The following is a 5249-nucleotide window of genomic DNA, read 5'->3' as shown; positions in this document are numbered from 1 at the left end:
CTCCCGGCCGTGGGACTCGTCGAGAATTGTCCCACCCACATCGAAGATGACAGTGTCAATCATGTCCGTCCCCCGTCGACGCTCAGATCGTCGGCTGGGGTGGGTCAGCCGGCGTGCTTGCGGCGGGCGGCGGCGCGGCCCCGCTGCTGCTGGTCGAGCACCACCTTGCGGATGCGTACGGCGGTCGGGGTGACCTCGACGCACTCGTCCTCGCGGCAGAACTCCAGGGCCTGCTCCAGGGAGAGCTTGCGCGGCGGGATCAGCTTCTCCGTCTCGTCGGAGGTCGACGCCCGCATGTTGGTGAGCTTCTTCTCCTTGGTGATGTTGACGTCCATGTCGTCGGAGCGGGAGTTCTCCCCGACGATCATGCCCTCGTACACCTCGGTGGTGGGGTCGACGAAGAGCTGGCCGCGCTCCTGAAGGTTGATCATCGCGAAGGCGGTGACCGCGCCGGACCGGTCGGCGACCAGCGAACCGTTGTTGCGGGTACGCAGCTCACCGAACCACGGCTCGTAGGACTCGAAGACGTGGTGCAGGATGCCGGTGCCCCGGGTGTCGGTGAGGAACTCGGTGCGGAAGCCGATCAGGCCGCGCGCCGGCACCAGCCACTCCATCCGGATCCAGCCGGTGCCGTGGTTGACCAGCTGCTCCATCCGGCCCTTGCGGGTGGCGAGGAGCTGGGTGATCGCGCCCAGGTATTCCTCCGGGGCGTCGATGGTCAGCCGCTCGACCGGCTCGCAGGTCTTGCCGTCGATTTCCCGGGTGACCACCTGCGGCTTGCCGACGGTCAGCTCGTAGCTCTCCCGGCGCATCTGCTCGACCAGGATGGCCAGCGCCAGCTCACCGCGGCCCTGCACCTCCCAGGCGTCCGGCCGCTCGGTGGGCAGGACCCGCAGGGACACGTTGCCGATCAGCTCCTTGTCGAGCCGGTCCTTGACCATCCGCGCGGTGACCTTGGAGCCCTTGACCCGGCCGACCAGCGGCGAGGTGTTGGTGCCGATGGTCATCGAGATGGCCGGCTCGTCGACGGTGATCAGCGGCAGCGCGACCGGGTTCTCGACGTCGGCGAGGGTCTCACCGATCATGATCTCCGGGATGCCGGCGACGGCGATGATGTCGCCCGGGCCGGCGGTCTCGGCCGACGTGCGCTCCAGGCCCTCGGTCATCAGCATCTCGGAGATGCGGACCCGCTGGGTGCTGCCGTCGGTGCGGCACCAGGCCACCGTCTGACCCTTGTTGATGGTGCCCTGGCGGACCCGGCACAGCGCGAGCCGGCCGAGGAACGGCGAGGCGTCCAGGTTGGTGACGTGCGCCTGCAACGGCGCGCCGTCCTCGTACGACGGTGCCGGGATGGTGTCCAGCAGGGTGCGGAACAGCGGCTCCAGGGAGGTGCTGTCGTCGGGCACCGAGCCGTCGGCGGGCTGGGTCAGCGAGGCGATGCCGTCGCGGGCGCAGGCGTAGACGATCGGGAAGTCGATCTGCTCCTCGTCGGCGTCCAGGTCGAGGAAGAGCTCGTAGGTGTCGTCCACGACCTCCTTGATCCGGGCGTCCGGACGGTCCACCTTGTTGATCACCAGGATGATCGGCATCCGGGCCCGCAGCGCCTTGCGCAGCACGAAGCGGGTCTGCGGCAGCGGGCCCTCACTGGCGTCGACGAGCAGCACCACACCGTCGACCATGGTCAGGCCGCGCTCCACCTCGCCACCGAAGTCGGCGTGGCCGGGGGTGTCGATGATGTTGATGGTGACCGGGTCGGAGCCGTCGGCCGGCAGGTACCGCACACCGGTGTTCTTGGCCAGGATCGTGATGCCCTTTTCCCGCTCCAGGTCACCGGAGTCCATCACCCGCTCGGTGTTCTCGCCGCGTGCGCCGTACGCGCCGGCCTGCCGCAACATGGCGTCGACCAGGGTGGTCTTGCCGTGGTCGACGTGAGCGATGATGGCGACGTTGCGGAGGTCGGTGCGAAGCTGCATACCCTCTATCCTTCCGCCTGCGCTCGCGCAGGCTGCGTCGGGGTCACCCCCAGGTGCCCCTGATCTATGGTGAAACCGCTGTGCCGGTGGTTCCCCCGGCTGGCATGCTGGCTCCCGTGTCCTGGGGGCCTGAGTGCACGACCTGCTGACCTGGGTGCAGGGTCTGCCCACCCTGTGGATCTACCTGGTCGCCGCGCTGATCGTGGCGGGCGAGACCGCGGTGATCTTCGGCCTGCTCGTGCCGGGTGAGGCTACCCTGCTGCTCGTCGGCTTCCTCACCTACAACGGTACCTTGCGGCTCGGGCCGGCGTTGCTCGCGATGATCGCCGCGGCGGTCCTCGGCGATGGGCTGGCCTTTCGGGCCGGACGGCGGTACGGCTCCCGGCTGCGCGCCGGGCTGGGTCACCGGGTCGGGCCGCAGCGGTGGGCCCGCGCCGACGCCATGCTGGCCCGCCTGGGTGGGCGGGGGGTGTTCGCCGCCCGATGGGTGGCTTTCGCCCGGACCCTGGTGCCCCGGCTGGCCGGTGCGGCCGGTATGCCGTACCGGCGGTTCGCCCTCTGGAACCTGGCCGGGGTGGTGACCTGGGTGGGCGGCTCGGTGCTGCTCGGTCACCTCGCCGGTGAGTCGTACGACACCGTCTCTCGGCTTCTGGGCCGGGCCACCGGGGTGGCGTTCCTGCTGCTGGCCGGCCTGGTGGGTGTGGTGCTCGTGGGTCGGTGGCTGGGCCGTAACCCCGACCCGGCGCGTGCGCTGCTGTCCCGGGCCGGCGCGCTGCCCCCGGTGCGGTGGCTCACCGCCCGCTACGGGGTGCTGTTCTTCCTGGTGGCCATGCGGATCGGCCCGGCCTGGACGCTGCTGCTCAATCTGGCCGCCGGGTTGCTGCTGCTGTTCGCCGCCGGGCTCGCCATCGCCGGTCTGCTCGCGCTGGCGGTCCGCAACAGTGGTCTGGCCGCGCTGGACGGCGCGGTCGCGGCGTGGTTCGCGGCTCGGCGTACCCCGGACGCCGCCGACGCCACACTGGTCGTGGTGTCGGTGGTACGCGGGTCGGTGCTGATCCTGTTGGTGGCGCTGGTGGCGGCGGTGCTGGCGTGGCGCAACCGACCCTGGCGGGCGGATCTGCTCAGCGTGGTCGGTACGGCGGGCGCGTTCGTGCCGCTGGTGGTGCTGGCCGTGGTGGCCGAACTGACCGGCCCGCACGGGACCGCCCCGGGCGGCGGTGAGGTGGCTGCGCTCTCCACCCAGAGCGCCGTGGTCGCGGCGAGTTTCTGCACCCTGGCGTGGCTGGTGTCGCGCAGCGCCCGCTGGCCGGTGGCGGTGGCTGCCTGGACCGCCGCCGCGGCGGGGGTGCTCGGGATCGGCGGCGCGCGGCTCTATCTCGGACTGGAAACGGCGAGCGGGACGGCCGCGGCGGTGCTGCTCGGGGTGCTCTGGACCGTGGTGTTCATGGTCGCCTGGGCGACCCGGGACCGGGCGGTGGGCAATGGTCAGCCCCCGGTGGACCAGACCCCCCGGCGGCCGTCGCAGGGGCAACGCCGTCCGGTCGAACCTTGTTAGGGTGCGGCGACAATCACACGGGGGAGGCAACGGCATGGTTCGACGCACCGATCGGCTGGGCGCCGCAGTGCTCGCCGGGCTTCTGCTGGCGGGCGCGCTCGTCGGCTGCGCCGCCAAGGGGGAGAGCCCATCGGGCGTGGCCGCGCCGGTCGCCATCACCGACGGGCCGACCGATGCCCCGTCCGACGAGGTCGACGGGGAGCCGAGCCCGTCGGTGAGCGCCGTGGAGTCGATGGGTTCCGCGCCGAGTCGGAGCGCTACCCCGAAGCCGAAGACGACGAAGAAGCCGACCCGGGCGGCGCCGAAGCCGCGCCCGGTGCCGAAGCCGCCCACCGAGACCGAGGTTCCACCGGCGCCGCCGAAGCCGGCGCCGACCTCCTGCAAGCCGACCTACAAGGGCAGCCAGGCGAGCCGGTCCGAGGTGAAGGCGGCGCTGACCGACGCGGCCAGCCGCACCTACTGGCCGGTGTCGGCACCGGACATCAAGATCCCGCTCAACCTGCTCAAGGCCACCGCGTGGCAGGAGAGCGGCTGGCAGTCCAACATCTACGCCTGCGACGGTGGGGTCGGGCTGTTGCAGGTGATGCCGGACACCGCGACGTGGATGAACCAGCGGTTCGAGAAGAGCTACAAGATCGACGCGTACCAGGACAACGCCTCCCTCGGCGCCACCTACCTGGCCTGGGCGACGAAGTACATCGGCGACATGTACTTCGAGTCCGACTTCCGGCTCGACCCGGCACTGTGCACCAGCGAGCTGAATTCCTGCCTGCTCAACGCCGTCATCGCCGCGTACAACTTCGGGCACGGTGCGGTGGCTCAGGAGGGGAAGCCGCTGACCATCCCCAACCCGTCGTACGTGCGCAACGTGCGGGCACTGATGAACGAGTGCGTCTGCCTGGCGTACTGACCCTCGTCGGGGCCGTGGCGGATTCGCCGCGGCCCCGACGGGTCGGTCAGTCGTGTGCGGCGACCGGCTCGGGCGAGCGCGGGGTGGCCTGCACCGGGTCGGGCGTGATGCGGCCGGGCCACCAGAAGCGGTCGCCGAGCAGGAACGCCAGCGCCGGCACCAGGACCGTACGGACCAGCAGGGTGTCGAGCAGCACACCGATGCAGACGATGATCCCGATCTGGGTCAGGGTGATCAGCGGCAGCACACCGAGCACGGCGAAGACCGCGGCCAGCAGCACTCCGGCGCTGGTGATCACACCGCCGGTGACCCGCAGGGCGGAGAGCATCCCGTCGCGGGTGCCGGCGCTGCGGGCGTCCTCCCGGGCCCGGGTGACCAGGAAGATGTTGTAGTCCACCCCGAGCGCCACCAGGAACACGAAGGCGAGCAGCAGCACACCGCTGTCCAGCGCCGGGAAGCCCAGCACGTGGTCGAAGAGCAGCCAGGCCGCGCCGAGGCTGGCGAAGTACGAGGCGATCACGGTGAGCACCAGCAGCAGTGGCGCGAGCAGACCGCGCAGCAGCAGCACGAGCACGGCACCGACCAGAAGCAGGATGATCGGCAGGATGAGCCGCAGGTCCCGGTCGTTGGCCTCGTCGGAGTCGTATGTGGCCGCCACGGAACCACCGACGATCGCCCCGGACGGGGCGTCGGCGCCGGCGGCGGCCGGCGGCGCGGAGTCGGGGGGCGGTCTTGTCGTTCTGGGCGTTCTGGATGTCGTACTGGACGCCGGCGGCCTTGAACGCCTCCTCCAGGAACCGGCGGTCCGCGG

General features: G+C 71.1%; 3 protein-coding genes and 1 pseudogene. 2 read left to right on the top strand and 2 right to left on the bottom strand.

Going from position 1 to position 5249, the window contains the following annotated elements; translation table 11 throughout:
• Nucleotides 1-104 precede the first annotated feature (104 nt).
• On the bottom strand, nucleotides 105-1973 hold the full coding sequence (gene typA / locus ABZ749_RS28770) for a translational GTPase TypA (protein WP_357200533.1): 1869 nt from the start codon (nucleotides 1971-1973) through the stop codon (nucleotides 105-107).
• Nucleotides 1974-2106: 133 nt separating this feature from the next.
• Between typA and ABZ749_RS28765 the strand changes: the two genes are divergently transcribed.
• Together ABZ749_RS28765 and ABZ749_RS28760 are read left to right on the top strand one after the other, a co-directional pair.
• Nucleotides 2107-3528, top strand: a complete 1422-nt coding sequence (locus ABZ749_RS28765) for a DedA family protein (RefSeq protein WP_357233278.1) — start codon at nucleotides 2107-2109, stop codon at nucleotides 3526-3528.
• Between the two features lie 34 nt (nucleotides 3529-3562).
• Nucleotides 3563-4438, top strand: a complete 876-nt coding sequence (locus ABZ749_RS28760) for a lytic transglycosylase domain-containing protein (protein ID WP_357233276.1) — start codon at nucleotides 3563-3565, stop codon at nucleotides 4436-4438.
• Nucleotides 4439-4484: 46 nt separating this feature from the next.
• Here the strand turns inward: ABZ749_RS28760 and ABZ749_RS28755 are convergent.
• A pseudogene (locus ABZ749_RS28755) lies at nucleotides 4485-5162 on the bottom strand (MMPL family transporter); the annotation flags it as partial.
• Between the last annotated feature and the right edge of the window lie 87 nt (nucleotides 5163-5249).

The organism is Micromonospora sp. NPDC047753 (assembly GCF_040642735.1).
GTDB lineage: Bacteria > Actinomycetota > Actinomycetes > Mycobacteriales > Micromonosporaceae > Micromonospora.
Note: the sequence above shows the minus strand (reverse complement) of the source record. Positions and strands in the feature narration are given on the sequence as shown.